This is a genomic window from Aestuariivirga sp. (assembly GCF_044238155.1).
In the GTDB taxonomy this organism is placed as follows: Bacteria; Pseudomonadota; Alphaproteobacteria; order Rhizobiales; family Aestuariivirgaceae; genus Aestuariivirga.
Map to the genome: position 1 here is coordinate 1 of NZ_JBIIDX010000044.1, position 20,809 is coordinate 20,809.

Below are 20,809 nucleotides of genomic sequence, written 5' to 3' on the forward strand. Positions count from 1 at the left end.
TGCGCGCCGGAGAGATGGTCGCTTCACTGCAGGCGTTCCTGAAGGGAAAACCCACCGGCCCGACGTCAGCCCTGGGCAAGACAGGGCTGACGCAGCCTTCCGATACTGGTGCAGAACGTCATGTCATGGCGAATTATGACGATATACTTTCATTTGTCGATCAGCACGCCAAGCAGAATATCTCGCTCTACAAGCGGGGAACGCTCGAACGCCGCATTGCCCGCCGCATGGCCATCGTGGGCCTGGAGCCCGAAGACGTGACAGAATACCTTGCGATGTTGAAGGCCGACGCGCGGGAGCGCGCACAGCTTTCGACCGACCTGCTCATCCACGTTACCAGTTTTTTCCGAGATCCGGCAGTATTCGATTACCTCTCCAGCGAAACCATCCCAGAGTTGCTTGGAGCGGTGGCAAAAGGCCGTCCCCTGCGGATATGGGTTGCAGGATGCAGCACCGGAGAGGAGGCTTATAGCTTCGCCATCATTTGCCTTGAGGCCATTGCAGCAGCCGGTTCGCGCACCCAACTCCAGATCATTGCCTCGGATGTCGATCCAGACTCAATTTCCATCGCTCAGACTGGTATCTATCCCAAGGATATCGACATATCAGTGTCTTCAAAGCGCCTTGCTCATTTCTTCGTACCCGTTCAGGGAGGATGGAAGGTCACAGCAGCTTTGCGCGACGTGGTGATGTTCACCGTTGCAGATCTGCTGACAGACCCTCCGTTCTCCAAGATTGACCTCATTTCGTGCCGCAACGTCATGATCTACCTGGCACCCGAGGCACAAAAGAGCGTGATCGCCCGCTGCTGTTATGCTTTGCGCCCCGGAGGGCTGTTGCTGCTTGGTTCGGCGGAAACGCCATTTCAGGGTGATGAGTGTTTTGCTGTGGAGAATAAGGAGGCACGGCTCTGGCGCCGTGTGGGTCAAAGTCGCCCGGGCGATCTATTTCTGGCGGGTGAAACTCGTGAAAAGGTCATGCCATCACCAACAATACCCATCGTCCGGCGCGATGTCCTACCCGATCTCTGTCGCAAGTTCCTGTTGGAGCACTATGCGCCCGCGGCTGTGTTGCTCAACACCCGGCTCGAATGCCTTTATTTTCATGGACCCACTGAAAAATATCTGAAGATAACCGAGGGCCCTTCTCCTACCGGCATCCTCGGCATGCTGCCAAAGAGTGCGCGCATTAAGTTCCGCATGGGTGCGGCCTCCTGTTCGCGTTCCAACCGCCTGGTGACGATCTCCAGCTTACGTATCTGGGACGGCGCAAGTGTCGATATCGCCATTCATGCAATCCCTGCAGGCGATGAACTGCTACTGCTTGCCTGTTTCGTCGAAATGGCTGCAGATGCAGGGCGGTTGAGGTCTGATGCGACCACGGCACCGGCGAATGCCGGCGAGGCCACGGATCTTGCGGCCGAACTCGAAACGACACGCAAGGAGCTTCAAGAGGCCCTCCATGACCTCGAACAGCAGGCCGAGGCGCATGGCGCCGATACTGCGGAGGCACTGTCAGCCAGCGAAGAGTTCCAGTCCGCCAATGAAGAACTCCTGGCATCAAAGGAGGAACTCCAATCTCTGAATGAAGAGCTTACAACGCTGAACAATCAGTTGCAGGAGACTCTGGAGCGCCAGCGGACCACAGCGAATGATTTGCAGAATGTCCTGTTCAGCACCGATGTTGCGACTGTCTTCCTGGACCTTGACTTAAACATACGGTTCTTCACCCCTGCGGCGCGCAGTATCTTTCGTGTGATCGCGAGCGATGTAGGGCGGCCACTCGCCGACCTGGTCGCCTTGACCAAGGATGACCAGTTGACCGCTGAGACCAACGCAGTGATCAAGAACTCCGAGAAGATTGAGCGTGAAATTGCCGGCAGGGACGGACAATGGTTTCTGCGTCGCATACAGCCCTACCGAGACGACGGCGGTCGGGTGGCGGGCGTCGTCATCACTTATGTCGACATTACCGAGCGCAAGCTTACCAACGCTGCACTGATGAGCGCGACTAGAGATGCTGAGCGTGCCACGAGAGCAAAGTCACGCTTTCTGGCTGCCGCCAGCCACGATCTGCGCCAGCCATTACAGGCGCTTGCGCTTCTGCACGCCTTGATGGCGCGGAGCAAGCGCCCATCGGAAGTCATGCGGCTGACTAGCCTGCTGAATGGCACGCTGAAGTCCATGACCGAATTGCTGGACTCGCTGCTTGATGTCACCCGTATCGACTCTGGCATCATCCGGCCAAATATCAGGTCTGTTGCCATTGCACCCATAATCCAGCGGCTGACCGAGGAGTTCCGGCCACAATGTGAATTGAAGGGTCTGAATCTTCGTTCGGTGCCCAGCAGCGCCTGGGTCAGGACTGATCCGCAACTGCTCGAGCAGATATTGCGGAACCTGTTGTCGAATGCCATGAAATACACTCGTACCGGCGGCGTATTGCTAGGCTGCCTGCGCAAGGGTCCGGAACTCAGCATCCGTGTCTACGATAGCGGTGTCGGCTTTGCAGAATCTGAAAGCAAGGCGATTTTCGACGCCTATTACCAGATTGAGGGGTCAGCATCCACTTCGCGCACTGGTCTGGGGCTTGGCCTCTCAATCGTGCAAAGGCTGGCGCAACTCATGAAGCATCCGGTAACGGTTCACTCGACGCCCGGCAGAGGAACGGTCTTCATGATTTCGCTGCCTGTCGCTGAAGCTCTTCCTGGCCTCATGCCTGACCAGGCGAGTGCCCTTGACCTTAAAGCTCCACCGCGTCAGACGGGCACAATCCTTCTGGTCGAGGATGAAAAGCCACTGCGGGACCTGCTGGACGAGCTTCTTGCAGGTGAGGGCCACACCGTCATACCGATGCCCGATGCACAGAGTGCGCTGGACTGGGCCAAGACATGCGGCATCACGCCAGACCTTCTGCTGACAGATTACGATCTTGAGGATAGCCAGGGTGGGGTCGTACTGGCGAAGTCACTGGCTAAACTTCTGTGGCACGCGATCCCCACAATCATAATCACCGGAGACATCACCACCGAGACACATCAGGAGATTGCAAGTGCGGGCTACGAAGAGGTCCTCAAGCCCGCTTCGCCCAAGGAACTTCTAGACAAGATATCCGGCCTCATCCTTAAAGCCCGTGCCGGAAGACGGCAGGGCAAGCCAGATGCGAATTCATCTGATATCAGTATTTATGTAATCGATGATGACCCGTTGATCCGCGAGACCATGCAGCGCCTGTTCGAAGCAGAAGGGTGGTCTGTCGTCACTTACGAGGCAGCCGAGGAGTTTCTTGCATCCCCGCGGCCGGACGGCCAAGCCTGCCTCCTGATCGACAGCGTATTACCCGGCATGAGCGGGACAGATCTGATAAAATACTTGCGGGCAGAAAGTTCCACAATACCAGCCGTGATGCTGACAGGCCATGGCGACGCCACCGCCGCTGTGGCAGCGTTAAAGGCTGGCGCATCAGACCTGATCGAGAAGCCTGCGAGCGCCACACATCTGTTGGACAGCGTGCGCAAGGCGATCGAAGCGGGACGGGATCTCAACGCACGCAGTGTTTCCCGCAGATCCGCTCGGAAGAAACTCTCTGCACTGACTAAACGCGAGTATGAAATTCTCTTGAGGATTCTCGAAGGCGCTCCAAACAAGATCATTGCAGCCGATCTTGGGATCAACCAACGCACAGTGGAGAATCATCGAGCCTCCGTCATGCGTAAATGCGGCGTCAGCTCTCTTCCCGATCTGGTACGCCTTGCGCTGTCAGCCGACATGAGCTCTGAATGACCGGACCCTGCCGGGCTTCAAGACCCGCAGGTTTGTCTTAGTCCTGTTCATTACATATCGACAAACATCATGAGCAGCGTGCGCCAGGGCGCGCGGTTGCCGATGATACGATCTCTCCGCCATCGTCATGCGCCTGAGTAGATTCCGTGGGTTTCGGAAGTTCTCTACTTCGCTTACCAATTATCAGCGACTGCAATTGGTGTCCTGACTGGTTAGAGAAAGCCCTGCGATATGGCGTCTCTTGTTGACATTGAAGATCGCGTGCGATGGCCGCTGTGGGCTCCGGGCCAGGGCAGTCAGCTTTCGACACCAGTCTGGGTAGCCACGGGCAAATCACTACCAACTATATGCAATCGTTATCATTTTTCTATGACGCCCTCTGGAATGTGGCGCCACAACTGATCGAGGCAGCATGACGGCAATCCGCAAGGTTCTTGTAACAGGTGGCGCCGGATACATCGGCAGTCACACTGCCAAGCTTCTCGCTGCAACCGACATCGAACCCATCATCTATGACAATCTCTCGACAGGTAACATCGCCGCGGTGCGCTGGGGTCTGTTCGTGCATGGCGATATTCTGGATACGGCGAACCTCGCCCGGACCCTCCTGAAACACAAGCCAGAAGCGGTAATCCATTTTGCCGCGGCGGCTTATGTCGGAGAATCCGTCGAGCAGCCGGCAAAATACTACCGCAACAACGTCTGCGGAACGCTGTCACTGCTTGACGCATGCCGCCTAAGCGATGTCAGCCGTGTGATCTTCTCCTCAAGCTGTGCGGTCTACGGCGTACCAAACGCGCTCCCAATTGTAGAGGCGACAACCAGGCAGCCGATCAACCCCTACGGCCGTACCAAGCTGATCGCTGAGCAGATGCTTGAAGATTTCGCAATGGCCTATGGGCTTCGCTACGTCGCGTTGCGTTATTTCAACGCTTGTGGCGCAGATCCAGAGGGTGAATTGGGCGAATGGCACACGCCCGAGACCCATATCGTTCCCAGGGCACTCTTGGCGGCCAGAGATGCCACCCTCCGCTTGCCAGTCTTCGGGGACGATTATGAAACACCTGATGGGACCTGCATCCGGGACTTTGTCCACGTCTCAGATCTTGCCCGGGCACATGTTTTGGCACTTGATCATCTGAGCAGTGGCGGCGCCAGCCTGACCGCTAACATCGGAAGCGGCGTTGGCTCGTCGATCCGCGCGGTCATCGATGCGATTGCTCGCATAACGGGCAGGAGGGTTTCCATTGAGATACACCCGCGGCGCGCGGGAGATCCACCGGTGCTTTATGCTGACCCTTCTTTTGCGCGGCGCGCACTCGGGTTTTTCCCGCAACACTCCGATCTCGCGACAATCGTGCGCACAGCAGCGCCACAATTTGGCCTGTCGGTATTGGGCGCATGAGAATGGCCAGGTTGATGGAAACTTGCAATACGAACAGGCTGGCCAACCCAGATGGAGAACCGCTGATGGTTGCTCTCATGAGCAGAGCCCAGCGCGCCGAATATCTGGCCGGGATTGCCGCTTGGTGTGCAGCACTCGTCTACTTCTGGATCTGGTGGCTTGATCCCGCGCATTTCTCCGCAACCGCCCGATATGTGATGGCCACGGCAGCTGTCGCGTGGATTACGTTGCTTCCGACATATTTTATGCTTGTTTTCTATCGCGCGAGGATCCCGAGCGGACCATTGCGCCTCCCACCCGGAAGCCGAATCGCGATGGTGGTCACCAAGGCGCCCTCTGAGCCGTTTGATGTTGTCTCCGCCACTCTTGAAGGCATGTTGGCGCAGGGTGTGCCGCACGATACGTGGCTGGCTGACGAAGATCCCAGCCTCGAGACCATAAACTGGTGCACGCGTCATGGCATCTTCTTGTCTACTCGTAAGGGCAGGGCCGACTATCATCGTCCAAACTGGCCACGGCGCACGCGCTGTAAGGAAGGAAACCTTGCCTTCTTCTACGACCAGTTTGGCTATTCGCGTTATGACTTTGTCTGCCAGCTCGATGCCGATCATGTGCCAGAGCCGGGATATCTGTGGCAAATGCTGCGCCCATTCGCTGACAGCCGCGTCGGATATGTTTCAGCACCAAGCATTTGCGACAGTAATGCCGCCCGGAGTTGGTCGGCTCGCGGACGCCTCGGGGCGGAAGCCAGCATGCACGGCGCGCTCCAGGCTGGATACAACGGCAATCTTGCGCCCATATGCATAGGATCGCACTATGCAGTACGTACTTCGGCATTGAAGCAGATCGGGGGACTTGGACCGGAGCTCGCGGAAGACCATTCGACAACTTTGATGATGAACGCCTTCGGCTGGCGCGGCGTCCACGCTCTGGATGCCATCGCCCATGGCGAGGGACCACGTAGCTTCGCTGATCTCGTCACGCAGGAGTTTCAATGGTCTCGAAGCCTCTTCATGGTGTTTCTGCAGTATTCGCCCAGTTATGTGGCCCGCCTGCCCGCCCGGTTGAAATTCCAGTTCCTGTTCTCCCAGCTCTGGTATCCGCTGTTTGCTTTCTTCATGGCACTGATGTTTGCCATGCCAGTCATTGCCCTGTGGAGTGGAAGAAATTTCATCAACGTGACCTATCCGCAGTTCCTGTTGCATTTCGCACCACTATCCCTCGTGCTGGTTCTCCTCGCCTTTCGCTGGCGATCAACTGGCTCTTACCGGCCGCGCAACGCAAGGGTCCTGAGTTGGGAGGGCATGATTTTCCAGTTCGCGCGCTGGCCGTGGGCACTGGCTGGAACAGTGACCGCCCTGCACGACTGGCTGACCGGATCGACCGCCGACTTCCTCATTACGCCCAAGGGCAACTCGACCGTTGATCCTCTGCCGGTGCGCGTGCTGGCTCCCTACGCCATTCTTTCGGTGGTCTCGGCGCTGCCGGTGGCACTAGTCGATAATCCCGGTGAAGCGCGTGGTTTCTATATCTTCGCGCTGATCAATGCGGCCATTTACGCATCGCTGCTAGCCTTCATTGTCGTCCAGCATGCCCGTGAGAACCTGTCACAGACCAGAAGCCGGAGCTATCGTGCAGCCCTATCGGCAAGCCTTGTCGCGATGTTTGCCTTGTTGGGATTCGGCGGGGTTAGTCACGGAATGAGCGGCGTGGAATCTCTGGCGTGGGGTGGAGGTCGCGTCAGCCTGTTCAGTGAAACCTATTCGATCGCCGGCGCGGGTCTTGGCAAGGCGGCAATTCGCAAAGTTCGCTTTCATCCCCAATGGCGGCCATCGGAACCAGGCTCTTCAATCGTCAATTCTGAGGGAGGCGCATAGCGCATACAGTTATGAACATTGCAATGATAGGTACGGGTTATGTCGGCCTCGTGAGTGGAAGCTGCCTTGCCAATTTGGGAAACACGGTGTCATGCGTTGACCTGAACAAAAGCAAGATTGATGGCCTCAGCCAATGCCTTTTGCCGATCTACGAACCAGGTCTCGGCGCGCTCGTGAAGCACAATCTGGCTGGCGGAACTCTCACCTTCACCATTGATTTGGCATCCGCAGTCCGAAATGCCGACATCGTGTTCATCACAGTGGGTACGCCGACTCGTGGCGACGAGGGCGATGCCGATCTGTCCTTTGTTTATGAGGTGGCGCAGAATATTGCCCCTATCCTGAAATCTGGCGCCGTGGTTGTGATCAAGTCGACTGTACCAGTGGGGACTGGAGACGTTGTTGAGCGGATCATAACCTCTGCACGCGGTCCCGGCACGTTCGCGGTTGTTTCAAATCCAGAGTTCCTGAGAGAGGGTTCCGCGATCGACGATTTCCTGTTTCCTGATCGTGTCGTCATCGGAACGGAAAGCGAGACCGGTCGCAGAGCGCTGATCGAGCTCTATGAGCCCATGGCCAGCAACCACATACCCATCCTCGTGACCAAGCGCCGGACTGCGGAATTGATCAAATATGCTTCGAACGCCTTCCTCGCAACCAAGATTATGTTCATCAATGAGCTAGCTGACCTGTGCGAGAAAGTTGGAACGGACATCGATGATCTGGCGACCGGCGTAGGGCTTGACAAACGCATTGGCCGCTCCTTTTTGAAAGCCGGTCCCGGCTATGGCGGCTCTTGCTTTCCCAAGGACACGCTCGCCCTTCTGCGAACCGCGCATGATCACGGCGTGGCGTTGCGCATCGTCGAAGAAACGGTCGCTGCTAACTCTGCGCGCAAGCGCAAGATGGCGCTCAAGGTGCTCGAGGCCCTAGGTGGCGAGGGGAACGGCAAGATTGTGGCTGTCCTGGGCCTGACCTTCAAGGCTGGAACTGACGACATGCGGGAAGCCCCCTCCATCGAACTGATCGAGACACTGCAGCTCTCCGGTGTCCATATCCGCGCCTACGATCCGGTAGGAATGCCTAATGCCGCCGGGGTGCTGCAGGACGTGGCATTCTTCGAGGATCCCTACGTTTGTCTCAAGGACGCGGATGCCGCCGTCGTCGTTACGGAGTGGGAGAATATTTCTGGACTTGCCCTTGAAACGATGCGGCACGTCATGCGAACCCCGATCCTGGTTGATCTTCGGAATGTGTTTTCTCGCACTGCGACGGCGGCAGCCGGATTTCACGTAACGAGTATTGGTCATTCCGGTCCGGCTGCCTCTGAACCGGAGCAACAATCGGCCATTGGACTGGTTCAGCCAATCAATCGGTCGCGTTCAAGACGTGTTGGCCAAGCCGGCACAGCAGCGCGCTAGAGCGATGCTCCGTGTCCCACGCCATTGGCGTCTGAGACCGTGGCGGCATGATCTGGCTTTGGTGCTGCGGCGGCCACCCAATCATCAAACAAGATGGAGAAAGTCAAATGAGGATCACCAAGAACGTCCTGTTGTGCGCTCTGACTATCTCGGCGGCCTGCGGCTTGATCGGTGGCGGAGCGTGGGCGCTTAACCTGCCCCTCGGTAATCCCTCCGATGGTGCGTCCGACCAGGGTCAGCCGGCTGCCAAGCGGCCCGCTCTCACGGAAAACTCTATCAAATTCGGTGTGTATGATCCTCATGGCGATTTCAGTGAGGAGAGTAGGGTTTCAATCGAACACATCTTTATGACCTGGGAGGATGTCGATCTGTCATCTCTGCCCGCCGTGGACGCCTACGTGCGCGCGCGGGGACGCACGCTCATGATCACGGTAGAGCCCTGGTCGTGGGCTTCTGACTGGCAGTTAAGCCCTGTCGAGCTGCTGTTGGGCATACAAGCCGGAGCATACGACATCAATATTGCCTCGGTGTGTTCAGCTATCTCTCGCTTGCAAAGTCCAATCAACATCCGCTGGGCGCATGAGATGGAGGCCGTGGATGGGCCGTTTCCATGGGCGCGTTGGTCTCCGAAGGATTATATCGCGGCCTATCGGCATTTTGTCACTGAATGCCGGAAGCAGATCCCAGACGCGAAATATGTGTGGTCGCCGAGGGGTGATCAATCCCTCGTTGAATTCTATCCCGGTGACGACTATGTCGATGTCATCGGTCTATCCGTTTTCGGCTATCAGGCTTATGACAAGAAAAATTTTGGTGGGGAACGGACCTTTGAAGAGGTTCTGGAGCCCGGCTACCGTCTGGTGAGCGGTTTCGGCAAGCCAGTCGTGGTGGCTGAATTAGGTTATGAAGGCGACGAGAGCTATGTCGCCAGATGGGCTAAGGCAGCGGCGGCGCCCCACCCCCAATTCCCAAAGTTGACGGCCATCATCTACTTCAACGATAGGGAGGTATTTGCGTGGCCGCAGAATTTTGGCCTTCCGAACTGGCGCATTGGGCAACCAAGATGAAATTGTAGGCTCCGGAAGAAGATCCCGGACCTCACGCCGTGAGCCACCTCTATCGGTTTCGCCGCCTCGGTTGTCGCCGATGTCATCCAGCTGGTGATATGCCCTCGGGTTCAACAATAGAAGCCTTTCAAACCATCGAACCTTGACACTTTGGGAACAAGGACTGGACTACATTTAAATGTCGGTGTGGCGTCTTACGCTGGTCACAAGAACGTTAACGATTGCTCGCACCAAATACTATGTTCCTCTAGAATCTGAGCTTCGCTGTCAGCCGTGCTACACTGAAGGCTACGTCCACATGACCCTTTGTCAGGGTATCGGGGACGTCTGTGTTAAAGTTGCCACTCCACTCTGCATCACCCAGATCGACATAGAGATATTCTGCACCCAGGGACCAGCGGTCGAGCCCGCACTCGATGCCTCCTCCAGCGGTCCATCCGACGTTCGTCGAGGAAGTTGATCCGTCGTAGCTGAAGGGTACGGCGCTCCCAATCTGGAATTCAGCGGTTTCTTCGGCGGTTACCTCGCCAATGGCGAGCCCCCCAGTCCCGTAGAACAGAAAACTGCCTGCAGTGAAGCCAAGACGCCCACGCACTGTGGCAAACCATTGACTTGTGAAAGATAGTTCGCTCGTGCCTCTGACCGGGTCGTAGTCGGGACTTGAATCCACCACCCGGGTCCACTGGTCGGTCGCCTCAAATCCAAGATAATTGACGTCACCTTCAGCCCCGATGACAATCCGACCTGATTGCCAGTTATATCCGAGCATCAGGCCCCCTGAGAAGGCTGCTTCCTGGTCCGTGAAATCATGGTCAAGACCTTCGAAAATCTGACCTTCAACCGGTGGTTCGGTATAGTCCTGCTGGAGTTCAGTTCCGTTCCACGCAGCGCCCACATTCATCCCTGCATAGAAACCTGACCAGTCATAGCCAGGAAGCGATGTCATATCAGCAGCTGAGGCTGTGATTGTTGAACCTATCAGCAAGGCGGCGGTCAAAGCATGTGAGGCAAGCTTCATTGGAACTCTTCTACTTATGTATACGTTACTGATAATTATCCAATCCGTGAACATGCAAGTCAAGGAGTGGTGCTTTGTGTGACGGCACCAGTTCGGAGTTTGTTCTCCATGTCTATTGCGAGTCGGTCCTTGTTATTGGCGCCAATCAAATGGCCGGATCGTCTGACGTGATCTCGTTCACTTGGATTTGTTGAAATAGACTTATTTTCAATGAGGTCTGACTCACCATACCTCTCGAGCACCACCTTTCTGCGGTAGAGTTCAGCTCGCAGGGTATCAAGAAACTGGTAAGTGCAAAAAGGATGTGAAGCGAAACTGCTGACATCGACGATGTTCTGGGATTTAACCTTTGGCTAATCCTGTTATAGTTCTAGTTTGATGCTGAGTCAGACTGAAGGAAATCGCAGATGCTTCGGAAAGTTATTCTACTGTCGCTTGTGGCTTTTGGGCTTTCCCAAGTCAGTGCTGGCAATGCCGCGGATGTGCCTGGAGAGGCTGCGGCATCCGCTGCCGTTGTAAACGTCAGACTCGTGGACCTGGGACACATCGTCGATTTGAGCAAGAACCATGGACTTGGTATCGGCATGAAAGGTGACATGTCGAAAGCTCATCTGAAGATCGAGGCTGATAAGTTTGCAGTTCCGGCGGGCCTGATAACGTTCAAGGTTGTAAATCTCTCGGCTGAAATGGAACATGAAATGCTGGTCGTTCCAATCAACAGCATGGAAACTCCACTTCCTTACAATGGCCTTGAAAATCGTGTTGATGAGAAGGCCTCAGGCGATGTTGGGGAAGTAGCTGAACTGGCCCCAGGTAAGGCCGGGGAACTGACTGTCGAGCTTAGGCCGGGTCTTTATGCACTGATCTGTAACATACCTGGTCATTATGCGGCTGGCATGTGGCGAGTTTTGGCAGTTCAGTAGCTTATGGTTTCTGTAGAAATTCCTTGAGAGCACCGGATACCGCGTGATTATTGGTAGCGTAAGGCAGTGTCGAATAGAGTCAAGTTAGGTCAAAAGTGGAGCCTGGTCCGTAACTGACTCCTATTTGAAGTTGTTCAGTTGTGGAATGAATGCTGGAAAGCAAAGTCAAGGTCAGCGGTTTCGGGTCAGCCAGGTGCGGGCGGCGACCTTGCCCAGACTAGCTTTGTTGCCCGCGCTGGCGCCAGGGTAATCCGTACTTGGGCGGCATTGCCGAAGCGCGACGCTCTTGTGCCGGGAGTCTATCTTGCAAAGCTTTTCGATTGCAACATCGAATAGTGTAGTTATCGGATGATCGTAAAGTCACAACAGCAAAAAACGGCACAGAATATTACTTACCTGCTTTTGTAGATTGCGTGGATCTTGATAAACCGTGTAATCCGCCAGCTAGTTCGTGATGCGAGTATTTAGTTCAAGAGTAGTATTTTGTTTAGCTCTCTATGACTTATTCGTTTATTATGTTCATCCTGCAGGACGCATCTTCCATCTGTTCTAATCGCTGTAAATCTTCATGCTGATGTGAATCTCTCATCTTCATAACGCCTCAGTAGAATTCCACTGGATCACGAGGCCTGAGGCGTAGCGGTGTTCCAGGGCCTTCGCAGCCTCATCAATTCTCCAATGACTTGCCAAATCAACGACATTGAGCCAGGTTTGAGATCTCAATGCTAGCTATCTTGGGGTGTTGGTTGGCAGGGGTGTGAGTGTTGCCTTTATACGCTTGGTGAATATCCTGGAGAAATCCGATGCTATGCTGCGCGCGATTATTTTTTTCAGTGTTATTATCAGTAGTTATTGTTTTACCGAAGGCCAATCCTTCTGTGGCGCAAGACCATCCTGAGGCCTTTGTTGATGTCTCAGACATTGTGCCGGATCTCATTATAGATATGCGCTATTTCTCTTCACACAACTTCGTAGGTAAACAAATTGATGGCTATGAGAAGCCAGTCTGTTATCTGACAAAGCAAGCGGGCAAGGCGCTCGCCCAAGCGGCAAGCGAAGCGTTGTCGCTAGGCTACGCTCTAAAGGTCTTCGATTGCTATAGGCCTGCGCGTGCAGTGGCTCACTTTGTTCGCTGGGCACGTGATCTCGAGGACATAGCCACTAAAGCCGAGTTCTATCCGAGTGTCGAGAAGAAGCATCTTTTTCGTGACGGATATATTGCTTCTCGGTCAGGTCATTCGAGGGGGTCAACCGTCGACGTAACGCTGGTTCGAGGATTCGACGGCCAGGAAGTCGATATGGGCACCTCTTATGATTTTTTCAGTACGAAGTCCTGGCCGTCAGATCGTAGCGTTAGTGTTGAGGCACAGAAAAGCCGTGAGTTGTTAGGAGAGTTGATGCGGCGCAATGGCTTTGATGCCTACGACAAGGAGTGGTGGCATTTTACGCTGAGACACGAGCCGTTCCCCGACACCTATTTTGATTTCGTGGTGCGCTAGGTCTCGACCTGGATTGTCAGGTGGCAACGCCAGCTGAGGCGAGGGAGAAATTCACTCTTCCGCCGAAATGCTTGCAACGCCTGGTGGCTTCCGTTGCGAAATGATGGGGGCGACGCACCGTAGTTCGCCAAACGAGGCTGTCGCTTTGGGTCAAGGCCGAGAGCCGGGGGTCAAGGGATTGAGTGACTGAAGCAGAACGGCGGTGAAGTGTGATAAAGTGCGACTTCAGTCGTTCTGTAAAAAATGCTGGTAGCCTGTGTCGTGCGACAGAGCGAGTTCTCCGCAATCGTACCATAGTCTTCGGCGTTCACCGGTCCCTAGAAGGAGGAGGTGGGTAACACCACGAGGTATTACGCAACTGTACGAGACTGCTGCGCGCTCGCCAGTTCCTTGCAGCGGTTCAAGTTGGCAAAGAAGTCAGTGGTGTTGACCCTGTACCATAGGTCACTGTCCTCAATCTGTGCTGGCACTTTCGATGCAACTGTGGCGGTGGGTGTACAATAGAAAATGACGTCGCAATAGAGTTCGGGCCGGCGGCGAGACACAGTAGCTTGCTGGTTATTTGCGAATTTGGCGGGATCGATGAAGCCATAGATGATTGATGGTGGATTTGACGCAGTCCGACGTCCGGGCCTGGGCTATGCGCTCGCTAGGCGCCATCCAGATTGAGGTGGCTTACCAATGGGTGACGGTCACGCCGGTGGTCGGGTTGGTTTCAGCAGTGTTACGGTACGCCGCCACCATGGCGAGGCTGTTTCATGCGCACTGATGCTGGGCAATGGCAAAAGTGGAGTGCTTGCCCGCCGCAGCCTCCTTGAGTTGAGGGAGAAGTTTGTGTGATGAGCAGATGTAGGCCATGATGTTGCTGCACTTCACCGCTGCAAGGTGCGCTGGTTCCCAGTTAGTGTCGTCGTAGCAGAAGATCATCGTGATACGAGGAAGTTCGGGGTCGAACACCAGATGTCTCGTATTGCCAGATACGAACTACAGGACTTCTGAAGGATCGAGGCCATTCTTGCGGTACTTCCCGGGATATCACTTGGGTCTGATGAGAGCGCCGGCGTTATCGGTAGGACCATTGGTGCAATCGATCTTGGCGTTGCCGGTCGCGATTTAGCAGTTGTGCTCGCGTGTGGCGGTGATCAGCGTACCCGTTGTATTGCCGAGAGCCGTGTCAATGTAGGGCACGAACTGCGTGAGATCGCGGTAGATGTAATTGGATACTGCTGCCTCCGGCATGACGATGAAGTACACTCCATTGCGAGCGGTCTCCGCGGCAATATTGGCTGCAGCTGCGGTGTTGCGAACGAGCTCCACGAATTCGGGATTGAATTCTGTTGCCGCGACTTTGAATGCTGTAGTGACGTATTACATGCGGATGTCTCTTTCGGGCCTTTCAGGCTGACATGTACATGCTGACTCCCGGCCAGGCGTATGATGTATCGATGGCGGAACTCCTCCTTCAGGACTTGCCCTGGGGGGCAAGCCCTCTCGCCGACAGAGATTATGGCGCTGAATGGATCAAGAAGACGATTGAGGATCGGCACTGTATACCAGTCATTCCACCGAAATCCAACCGGATCAATCAAGTTCCATTCGCCAGATGCGCGTACCAGAAGCACAATCTCGTCGAAGACTGTATCGGAAAACTCAAGCAGTTCCGCCACATCGCCACGGACCATAACCGCAAGGGCTTAGCATGCCTGACACTCACAAAAGCTGCTGCCTTATGTCTGTGGGTCAGGCTCTATGTGCCTGAAGCCTAAGTTGTCCTGTGTGCTTATCTGGTCGGTTTAGCCCACACTCGTGGCATCGAACAACGCCCCCCGAGTCAAGGAGTTCTTTGCGGCACGGCATGCTATTCGATGTGCCGCACTTGCACACGGCTCGTTGAATGGTAGCCTAAGCTCATGAATAATGACCGGGGAACAGCGCAAGGTACGGCAGGTTCACTGGGCGACAGGCCCCTGCGGCCATCGCTTGTGATCTTCGATTGTGACGGTGTGCTCGTCGACAGCGAAATGCTGAGTGCCGAGGTGTTGATGGCGTTGATGGCGGAGGCGGGGCTTCCGATTACCCCTGAGATTTTTCGGTCTGACTTTCTTGGTCGTAGCTTTGCTTCCGCGGCGGAGCGGGTGCTTCGGCGCTTCGGGCGGCCGCTGCCCGAAGATGTCCCGGCCGCATATCGCGAGAGGCTCTTTTCCCGCATGCGCGGCGATTTGCGACCGATGGAGGGGGTGTTCGAGGCGCTGGACTCGCTTGACCTTCCGTTCTGCCTGGCCACCAGCAGCAGTCCGGAGCGGCTGGCCATCACCCTGCAGGTGACAGGCCTCGCGCCTTATTTTCATGGGCGGTGTTTCACCTCCTCGGACGTGGCCCGGGGCAAGCCCGCGCCTGATCTCTTCCTGCATGCCGCTGCGTGCATGGGCGTGCCTGCCGCTGAGTGCCTGGTTCTTGAAGATAGCGAGATGGGCGTGCGGGCGGGAAGGGCAGCCGGCATGACGGTTTGGCACTTCACGGGTGGCGCACATTTCAGGGGTGGTTATCAATTACCCGCTGGTGTCTTGCCCGACCGGGTGATTTGCGGCATGGCTGAGTTTCAGCATGCGCTCCGCCAGGAATGAAACGCATTAAGAGGAATTGATTACTTTTGGCCCGAAAACCCGATACTGAAAGTGACCGGCTGGATGACGCCGCCCGCGCCGGATGGCTCTACTACATCGCGGGCAATACGCAGGATGAGATTGCAAGGAAACTTGGCATCTCGCGCCAGACGGCGCAACGGCTTGTGTCGCTGGCGGTCACCGAACAGTTGATCAAGGTTCGGCTCGATCATCCCATCGGCCGCTGCATTGAGCTTGCCCGCTCCCTGCGCGAGATCTATGGCCTCGAGATGTGCGAGGTGGTTCCGGCTGATCCCGCGTCGAATTCCGATACGGTCGGCGTTGCCGAGGCGGCCGCCGCCGAACTTGAGCGCTACCTGATCTCGCAGCATCCTGTCATCATCGCCATGGGAACGGGGCGGATGCTGAGGGCTATGGCCGAGCAATTGAGCCCGATGGACTGCCCGCAGCACAAGCTGATCTCTCTCGTGGGCAACATCGCGCCCGATGGCTCTGCGTCGATCTTCGATGTCGTCAGCCGCGTCAGCGAGCGGGTGAAGGCACCGCATTACCCCATGCCCCTGCCGGTGATTGCGACCACAGTGCATGAGAAGAATCTCCTTCTCGCGCAAAGTACACTGCGCAATGTGCTGGACCTGGCCGCGCAAGCGAAGGTATCGCTGGTCGGCATCGGTACGGTGGATGATACAGCGGCGCTGTTGCGCGATGGTTTCGTCCGGCCGGATGAAATCCGTTCCCTGCTGAAGGCAGGTGCTGTCGGCGAGATCACCGGTTGGGCCTATGACGAAGATGGGCAACTCATCGAGGGGTTGACGAATGACAGGGTGCTCAGCATTCCGCTCTCTAAGCCGGTGAACCGCCGGATGATCGGTGTCGCCATGGCGCCACCGCGCTTTGCGGGGATCAGGGGCGCCATGCGTGGCCGCCTGATCAATGGCCTGATCACCAACGAAATCATGGCTGAACGCCTCCTAGAAGGCTGAACCGGATTGGCCGCTTTCGGAAACCTTGAAGAACCTGCCGCTTTCATCTGATCCCTGTTGTGACCACGGGCAGGGGGCTGGTCATGTTGCAGCGCAGCATCGATTTTCCATTGACTCTGCCGGAGGATTGAATTGAGTATATGCCCGCTTCATTGGCAAACGCTCAAGTCGAAGCTCATGGGAGGTATGAATGAATTTTGTCACGAAGGGTGTTCTGGGCGCCCTGTTCTTCGGCGCCATGGCCTCGACGGCCTTGGCCGAAACGACGCTGACCATCGCCACCGTCAACAATGGCGACATGATCCGCATGCAGGGTTTGACGGAGGACTTCACCTCCAAGAACCCCGACATCAAGCTCGAGTGGGTGACGCTCGAGGAGAACGTGCTACGCGAAAAGGTAACGACCGACATCGCCACCAAGGGCGGCCAGTTCGACGTCCTCACCATCGGCACCTATGAGGTTCCGATCTGGGGCAAGAAGGGCTGGCTCGTTCCGCTGACCCAGATCGACGATCCGGCGGACCTGTTGCCGGCAATTGCCGGCGGTCTCACCGTCGATGGCAAGCTGATGGCCTCGCCCTTCTACGGTGAAAGCTCCATGGTGATGTATCGCACCGATCTCGTCGAGGCCGCTGGCGAGAAGATGCCGGATGCTCCGACCTGGGCCGACATCAAGCGCATTGCTGGCAAGATCACCAACAAGGACAAGGAAATCTACGGCGTCTGCCTGCGCGGCAAGGCTGGCTGGGGCGAGAACATGGCCTTCATCACGGCCACCTCCAACTCGTTTGGTGCGCGCTGGTTCGACGAGAACTGGAAGCCGCAGTTCGATACGCCCGAGTGGAAGGATACACTTACCTTCTATCTTGATCTCATGAAGTCCGACGGTCCTCCGGGCGCGTCGTCCAACGGCTTCAACGAGAACCTGGCGCTGTTCAACGCCGGCAAGTGCGGCATGTGGATCGACGCCACTGTGGCGGCCTCCTTCGTGACCAATCCGAAGGATTCGACGGTTGCAGACAAGGTGGGCTTCGCGCTGGCGCCTGACAACGGCCTCGGCAAGCGCGGCAACTGGCTGTGGGCCTGGTCGCTCGCCATTCCGGCTGGCACCCAGAAGGAAGAGGCGGCTCAGAAGTTCATCGCCTGGGCAACCTCGAAGGGCTACACCGAGCTGGTCGCCTCGAAGGAGGGCTGGGCCAACGTTCCTCCGGGCACGCGCACTTCGCTCTATGCGAACCCGGAATACGCCAAGGTTCCGTTCGCCAAGATGACGCTCGACTCGATCAACTCGGCTGACCCGACCAAGCCCACTGTCAAGCCGGTGCCTTACGTCGGCGTGCAGTTCGTGGCCATTCCGGAGTTTGCCGGCATCGCGACGAATGTCGGTCAAATCTTCTCGGCGGCCCTGGCTGGCGAGAAGTCGGCTGAAGAAGCGCTGGCCGAGGCCCAGGACATCACCACTCGCGAGATGACAAAGGCGGGTTACATCAAGTAAGGGCTTTGACCCTCGACAACCGGGCTGTCCGGCGCCTTGCCGGGCAGCCCTTCTTTCCTTGCTGATCAGCACGGGGCGCGCTGATTGGGTTGATTTCAAACGGGACGCCAACATGGCAACGCAGCAGACGCGTGCACTGGGCAGGATCGCCGTTGCACCTTCGGTGCTGATGCTGTTCCTGTGGATGGTCGTGCCGCTGGCCATGACCATCTGGTTCTCTTTACTTCGCTACAATCTGCTTGATGCCAATCCGGCCTGTTCGCTTCTCACGCCTGGCCAGTTGCTGGACGAAGCCAATCGCTGTCTTGCCGGCACAACCAACTATCATTACTTCCTGACCGACCCCGCCTTCTTCAAGGCGATGCGAAATTCGTTGCTGCTCGTCGGCTGGGTGCTGGTCATTTCCGTTGTGGGCGGCACCTTGCTGGCGCTGCTGCTGGACCAGGCCATCTATGGCCGCAGTATTGTGCGGCTGATGATGATTGCTCCCTTCTTCGTCATGCCGACTGTGAGCGCTCTGGTATGGAAGAACATGATGATGCATCCGGTGCAGGGCTTCCTGGCCTGGATCACCAAGTCAATTGGTTTCGGCGCCATAGACTGGTTTGCACATTACCCGATGACGGCCATCGTCATCATGCTGTCCTGGCAGTGGCTTCCGTTTGCCACGCTCATCATTCTCACCGCACTTCAATCCTTCGATGAAGAGCAAAGGGAAGCGGCACAGATGGACGGAACGCCACCGCTTGCCTTTTTCTGGTACATGATCTTGCCACATCTGGCGCGGCCCATCACGGTTGTGGTTCTCATCCAGACCATTTTCCTGCTCAATGTCTTTGCCGAAATCTATGTGTCGGGTTCCGGCGGCCGGGCGGGCAACCTTCCCTATCTCGTCTATCAGTACGGCCTCCTGTCAAATGATGTGGGCGGTGCATCTGCCGGTGGCATCATTGCGGTTATCCTCGCCAACATCGTGGCATTTTTCCTGATGCGCATGATCGGCAAGAATCTGGAGTCCTGAGACTCATGGCCCGCGCTGTTTCCGTCCGACGCCGCATTGCCTTCACCGTGCTGGCCTGGTTCATCGCCTTCGTCATCTTCTTCCCCATACTGTGGACTGTGCTCACCAGCTTCAAGACCGAGGGTGAAGCCGTCAACATTCCACCGCGCTTCATCTTCTTTGACTGGACGCTCGAGAATTACGGGATCGTTCAGGAACGGTCCGACTACGTGAAGTTTGCCATGAATTCGGTGGCCATTGCGCTGGGCTCCACACTTTTTGCGTTGCTGGTTGCCATTCCGGCCGCCTGGGCCATGGCCTTCGCTCCCGGCAAGCGAACCAAGGATCTTCTGATGTGGATGCTGTCAACCAAGATGATGCCCCCGGTTGGCGCTCTGATTCCGCTCTATCTCATCTTCCGTGATCTCAGGCTGCTCGACTCTCACATCGGCATCATCACCGTGATGATGCTGCTGAACCTGCCCATCGTCATCTGGATGCTCTACACCTATTTCAAGGAGATTCCGGCCGAGATTCTGGAGGCCTCGCGTATGGATGGCGCATCGATCGGCAAGGAGCTGCTCTATGTTCTGGCGCCGATGGCCATTCCTGGCATCGCCTCCACCGTTTTGCTCAACATCATTCTCGCCTGGAACGAGGCATTCTGGACGCTCACTCTGACCACCAAGGACGCGGCGCCGCTTACGCAATTCATCGCGTCTTACTCCAGCCCCGAGGGCCTGTTCTGGGCAAAACTGTCGGCGGCTTCCACGATGGCAATCGCGCCCATTCTGGTGCTTGGGTGGTTTGCACAGAAGCAACTCGTTCGCGGCCTCACATTCGGAGCAGTGAAATAACATGGGGACCATAACCCTGAAAACTGTGCGCAAGGCCTTTGGTGAGTCACTCATCATTCCGGGCGCCTCTCTTGATATACGCGACGGCGAGTTCATCGTTTTCGTCGGCCCGTCGGGTTGCGGAAAGTCGACCCTGCTTCGCCTGATTGCCGGACTTGAAGATCTGACATCGGGGCAGATTCTGATCGATGGGGAGGAGGTGTCGGATGTTCCGCCAGCCCGGCGCGGGCTGTCCATGGTGTTCCAGTCCTATGCGCTTTATCCGCACATGAGCGTGCGCAGCAACATCGGCTTCGGCCTCAAGATGGCTGGCCTTCCACGGGCCGAGATCGAGGCCAAGGTAGCGAGGGCCGCTGCCACGCTGAACCTCACAGAATATCTTGACCGCAAGCCGCGCCAGCTCTCCGGCGGCCAGCGCCAGCGCGTTGCCATAGGCCGGGCCATCGTTCGCCAGCCCAAGGCCTTCCTGTTCGATGAGCCGCTGTCCAACCTCGATGCGGCACTCCGCGTCAACATGCGTGTCGAGATCATGCAGCTGCACAGGCAGCTTGGCGTCACCATGATCTACGTCACCCATGACCAGGTTGAAGCCATGACCATGGCCGACCGGATCGTGGTTCTGAACAAGGGCAATATTGAACAGGTCGGCTCCCCGCTGGAACTGTACAATGCGCCGAACTCACTGTTCGTCGCTGGCTTCATCGGTTCGCCCAGAATGAATTTCATTACCGGTGAGCATGCGGCCCGGTACAAGGCCGCCACCATTGGCATCAGGCCGGAGCACATGGCCATTCGGTCCTCGGGTGGCGACCTTCAGGGTACGATCATGCTGGTAGAGCATCTGGGTTCGGATTCCTT

At 56.5% G+C, this 20,809-nt stretch carries 17 protein-coding genes; 14 read left to right on the forward strand and 3 right to left on the reverse strand.

What is annotated here, in order from left to right; translation table 11 throughout:
• Nucleotides 1–14 precede the first annotated feature (14 nt).
• From ACILRN_RS06390 to ACILRN_RS06410, 5 genes are all read left to right on the forward strand, one after another.
• Nucleotides 15–3,782: a CheR family methyltransferase gene (locus ACILRN_RS06390; RefSeq protein WP_395686612.1), complete on the forward strand. Its 3,768-nt coding sequence runs from the start codon at nt 15–17 to the stop codon at nt 3,780–3,782.
• 412 nt (nt 3,783–4,194) lie between these two features.
• Nucleotides 4,195–5,187 (forward strand): UDP-glucose 4-epimerase GalE, encoded by a 993-nt coding sequence (galE, locus tag ACILRN_RS06395; RefSeq protein WP_395686614.1) that lies wholly within the window; start codon nt 4,195–4,197, stop codon nt 5,185–5,187.
• 14 nt (nt 5,188–5,201) lie between these two features.
• Nucleotides 5,202–7,064, forward strand: a complete 1,863-nt coding sequence (locus tag ACILRN_RS06400; protein WP_395686644.1) for a glycosyltransferase — start codon at nt 5,202–5,204, stop codon at nt 7,062–7,064.
• A gap of 11 nt (nt 7,065–7,075) precedes the next feature.
• Nucleotides 7,076–8,485 (forward strand): UDP-glucose dehydrogenase family protein, encoded by a 1,410-nt coding sequence (locus tag ACILRN_RS06405; RefSeq protein WP_395686616.1) that lies wholly within the window; start codon nt 7,076–7,078, stop codon nt 8,483–8,485.
• Between the two features lie 107 nt (nt 8,486–8,592).
• Nucleotides 8,593–9,552: a glycoside hydrolase family 26 protein gene (locus tag ACILRN_RS06410; RefSeq protein ID WP_395686618.1), complete on the forward strand. Its 960-nt coding sequence runs from the start codon at nt 8,593–8,595 to the stop codon at nt 9,550–9,552.
• Nucleotides 9,553–9,799: 247 nt separating this feature from the next.
• Here the strand turns inward: ACILRN_RS06410 and ACILRN_RS06415 are convergent, their stop codons facing one another.
• Nucleotides 9,800–10,624 carry an outer membrane protein gene (locus ACILRN_RS06415; protein ID WP_395686620.1) on the reverse strand — a complete coding sequence of 275 codons (825 nt, stop codon included), beginning with the start codon at nt 10,622–10,624 and terminating at the stop codon, nt 9,800–9,802.
• Nucleotides 10,625–10,977: 353 nt separating this feature from the next.
• Here ACILRN_RS06415 and ACILRN_RS06420 point away from each other — a divergent pair, with 353 nt between their 5' ends.
• Together ACILRN_RS06420 and ACILRN_RS06425 are read left to right on the forward strand one after the other, a co-directional pair.
• The gene (locus tag ACILRN_RS06420) at nt 10,978–11,493 is read left to right on the forward strand and encodes a sulfocyanin-like copper-binding protein (protein WP_395686622.1); all 516 of its coding nucleotides are present in this window, start codon (nt 10,978–10,980) and stop codon (nt 11,491–11,493) included.
• Between the two features lie 803 nt (nt 11,494–12,296).
• A complete protein-coding gene (locus tag ACILRN_RS06425) occupies nt 12,297–12,992 on the forward strand; it encodes a M15 family metallopeptidase (protein ID WP_395686624.1) in 696 nt (231 codons plus the stop codon).
• 756 nt (nt 12,993–13,748) lie between these two features.
• Here the strand turns inward: ACILRN_RS06425 and ACILRN_RS06430 are convergent.
• The gene (locus tag ACILRN_RS06430; RefSeq protein ID WP_395686626.1) at nt 13,749–13,949 is read right to left on the reverse strand and encodes a hypothetical protein; all 201 of its coding nucleotides are present in this window, start codon (nt 13,947–13,949) and stop codon (nt 13,749–13,751) included.
• A 156-nt stretch (nt 13,950–14,105) separates the two neighbouring features.
• A complete protein-coding gene (locus tag ACILRN_RS06435) occupies nt 14,106–14,309 on the reverse strand; it encodes a hypothetical protein (RefSeq protein ID WP_395686628.1) in 204 nt (67 codons plus the stop codon).
• A 128-nt stretch (nt 14,310–14,437) separates the two neighbouring features.
• On the opposite strand from ACILRN_RS06435, the gene ACILRN_RS06440 reads away from it, so the two are divergent.
• The 7 genes from ACILRN_RS06440 to ACILRN_RS06470 all read left to right on the forward strand — a co-directional run.
• Nucleotides 14,438–14,758: a hypothetical protein gene (locus ACILRN_RS06440; RefSeq protein WP_395686630.1), complete on the forward strand. Its 321-nt coding sequence runs from the start codon at nt 14,438–14,440 to the stop codon at nt 14,756–14,758.
• A gap of 144 nt (nt 14,759–14,902) precedes the next feature.
• Nucleotides 14,903–15,616 (forward strand): HAD family hydrolase, encoded by a 714-nt coding sequence (locus tag ACILRN_RS06445; RefSeq protein WP_395686632.1) that lies wholly within the window; start codon nt 14,903–14,905, stop codon nt 15,614–15,616.
• A gap of 26 nt (nt 15,617–15,642) precedes the next feature.
• The gene (locus ACILRN_RS06450; RefSeq protein ID WP_395686634.1) at nt 15,643–16,599 is read left to right on the forward strand and encodes a sugar-binding transcriptional regulator; all 957 of its coding nucleotides are present in this window, start codon (nt 15,643–15,645) and stop codon (nt 16,597–16,599) included.
• A gap of 190 nt (nt 16,600–16,789) precedes the next feature.
• Nucleotides 16,790–18,094, forward strand: coding sequence for an ABC transporter substrate-binding protein (locus ACILRN_RS06455; RefSeq protein ID WP_395686636.1), 1,305 nt, complete (start codon nt 16,790–16,792; stop codon nt 18,092–18,094).
• Nucleotides 18,095–18,206: 112 nt separating this feature from the next.
• A complete protein-coding gene (locus ACILRN_RS06460) occupies nt 18,207–19,115 on the forward strand; it encodes a carbohydrate ABC transporter permease (protein ID WP_395686638.1) in 909 nt (302 codons plus the stop codon).
• A 5-nt stretch (nt 19,116–19,120) separates the two neighbouring features.
• The gene (locus ACILRN_RS06465; RefSeq protein WP_395686640.1) at nt 19,121–19,951 is read left to right on the forward strand and encodes a carbohydrate ABC transporter permease; all 831 of its coding nucleotides are present in this window, start codon (nt 19,121–19,123) and stop codon (nt 19,949–19,951) included.
• A 1-nt stretch (nt 19,952) separates the two neighbouring features.
• Nucleotides 19,953–20,809: ABC transporter ATP-binding protein (locus ACILRN_RS06470; protein WP_395686642.1), on the forward strand; the 857-nt coding region annotated here is incomplete at its 3' end.